We start from the raw sequence: 2,165 nt of genomic DNA, 5'->3' as shown, positions 1-2,165 counted from the left end.
ACTGTCGAGAAGTTTGGACTGAACCGCCCCGGGTTTGCCGGAGGCCGTGGGTTGTGAGTTACGCTGCCATATCCAGGTTCTCCGCGGCAGCATAATATTGCTCTTCAGCTTCGGCAGGCGGGATGTTGCCGATGGGCTCCAGCAGCCGGCGATGGTTGAACCAGTCGACCCATTCGAGCGTGGCGTATTCGACGGCTTCAAAGCTGCGCCACGGCCCACGCCTGTGGATCACCTCGGCTTTGTAGAGGCCATTGATCGTCTCGGCCAAAGCGTTGTCGTAGCTGTCGCCGACGCTGCCAACCGATGGCTCTATCCCGGCTTCGGCGAGGCGCTCGGTGTACTTGATGGACACGTATTGCGACCCCCGGTCGCTGTGATGGATGAGCCCGCCCCGATGGGCCGGCCGGCGATCATGGAGAGCCTGCTCCAGGGCATCGAGGACGAAACTGGCATGCGCCGTTCTGCTCGCCCGCCACCCCACGATCCGCCTGGCGTAGGTGTCTATGACGAAGGCGACGTAGACGAAGCCGGCCCAAGTCGCGACATAGGTGAAATCCGACACCCACAGCATGTTCGGCGCTGGCGCATAGAATCTGCGGTTGACGTGATCCAGCGGGCACGGCGCTGCCTTGTCGCTCATCGTCGTGCGAACCGGCTTGCCCCGGATCACGCCCTGTAGATCCATATCGTGCATCAGCCGCTCGATGGTGCAGCGGGCGACCGGGAAGCCCTCGCGCATCATCTGCCGCCAGACCTTGCGGACGCCGTAGACCGCGAAGTTCTCGGCGAACACGCGAGCCACCTCAGGCTTGAGAACCTGATCCCGCTGCGCCCGCGCCGACAGGCGCATTGGATCCTGCCGCTGCGCGACACGCTCGAAATACGTCGATGGGGCGATCGGCAAGACGCGGCAGATCGGCTCGACCCCATAGGCTTTACGGTGATCGTCGATGAAGGCGATCATCGCCGGAACGGGCGGTCGAGCTCCGCCTGGGCAAAATATGCGGATGCCTTGCGCAGGATCTCGTTGGCCTGTCGCAGCTCGCGGACTTCGCGTTCTAGCGCCTTCATCTTCTCAGCGACCTCGGTCGGAACGCCAGCGCGCTTGCCGCTGTTCACCTCCGCCTTCTTTACCCACTCATGCAGCGTCTGCGGAACGCAGCCGATCTTCTCGGCAATGGAAACTACCGCTGCCCATCGCGATGGGTGATCGCGCTCGTGATCCAGCACCATCCTTACCGCTCGCTCGCGGACTTCAGGCGCAAACTTGTTCGTCGTCTTGCTCATACAGGCTCCACCTTCTCAGGAGTTGGAGCCTCCGACAATCCCGGGTCGGTTCAAAAGGATAACGAAGCTAGCAGGCAGTGCGCGTCAGATAATCGTCCGCTCCAGTGTCATCGGTGAAAGCATATGGGATCGAGGTACGTACGAAAGCGTGCCATTTGAAGTGGGCGCTGACGATGAAACCACGGTTCAGCGGTTCGTAGATGCGGCAATACAGACTTTGCGATCTTGCGATGGGAAGCCGTCCGGCCTCATGCTGCAACGATACATGCGTCCTGCATCTCAAGGCGAATTTGGCAATCTCCAGCACGTATCAAAGACCAGGGATCAATGGGAAATTGCCACTCGAGAGGTGGGTGGTATAACTTCCAGAGCTCGCCTTAATAGTCAACGTGATAGCGCTGCAGACCCAGAATTACCCCTCGCGGTACGAGCTGGATTAGCCCGTGAACGATTATTCGGTAGCGTCGGAGCTTGGCTGAACAACGAGCTTCTGCTTGGTCGCTCCCAACGTCTGAGTTGTGAATGGATCTCCGATAACCGGCAATTCTATATCGTGCAGATTGACGAGGAGGATGAAGATCTCGCTGGTGTAAACCCATTCCAGGTTCGCGTGCCAGCTACGGTGCGGCCGGAGACGAAAGGTGGACGCTACCTGAAGCCCGCAGAGCCATCAGTCTTAAAAGACTGGGATAAGCTAGAGGTGCTTGAACAACTTTGGGAGGCGGATGCGTTACAAAAACCAACCCTCTTCTACTTGCCCATCTCCGATCTTCCGGCCCATCCGGATGAAGCTGATCAGGCTTCTCTGACTACTGACTTCGAAAAGCTGTTGGGGCCTAAGGGCATCGTCGTGCGTACGAGCGTTAGAGCTAAGGCAG

At 59.2% G+C, this 2,165-nt stretch carries 2 protein-coding genes and 1 other annotated feature; of the genes, one reads left to right on the top strand and one right to left on the bottom strand.

Annotated elements, in window-relative coordinates:
• Window positions 1-58: 58 nt before the first annotated feature.
• A protein-coding gene (locus U1700_RS14310; RefSeq protein ID WP_332753367.1) for an IS3 family transposase occupies window positions 59-1,287 on the bottom strand; the annotation gives its coding sequence in 2 pieces (ribosomal slippage) (window positions 59-999 and window positions 999-1,287; 1,230 coding nt in all).
• Window positions 890-1,006 (bottom strand) — a sequence feature (AL1L pseudoknot). (Overlaps the previous gene by 117 nt.)
• Window positions 1,288-1,435: 148 nt before the next feature.
• Here U1700_RS14310 and U1700_RS14305 point away from each other — a divergent pair.
• The coding region (locus U1700_RS14305) for a hypothetical protein (RefSeq protein ID WP_332753366.1) at window positions 1,436-2,165 on the top strand (730 nt) is incomplete at its 3' end.

This window comes from Sphingomonas sp. RB1R13, assembly GCF_036663775.1.
GTDB lineage: Bacteria > Pseudomonadota > Alphaproteobacteria > Sphingomonadales > Sphingomonadaceae > Sphingomicrobium.
Note: the sequence above shows the minus strand (reverse complement) of the source record. Positions and strands in the feature narration are given on the sequence as shown.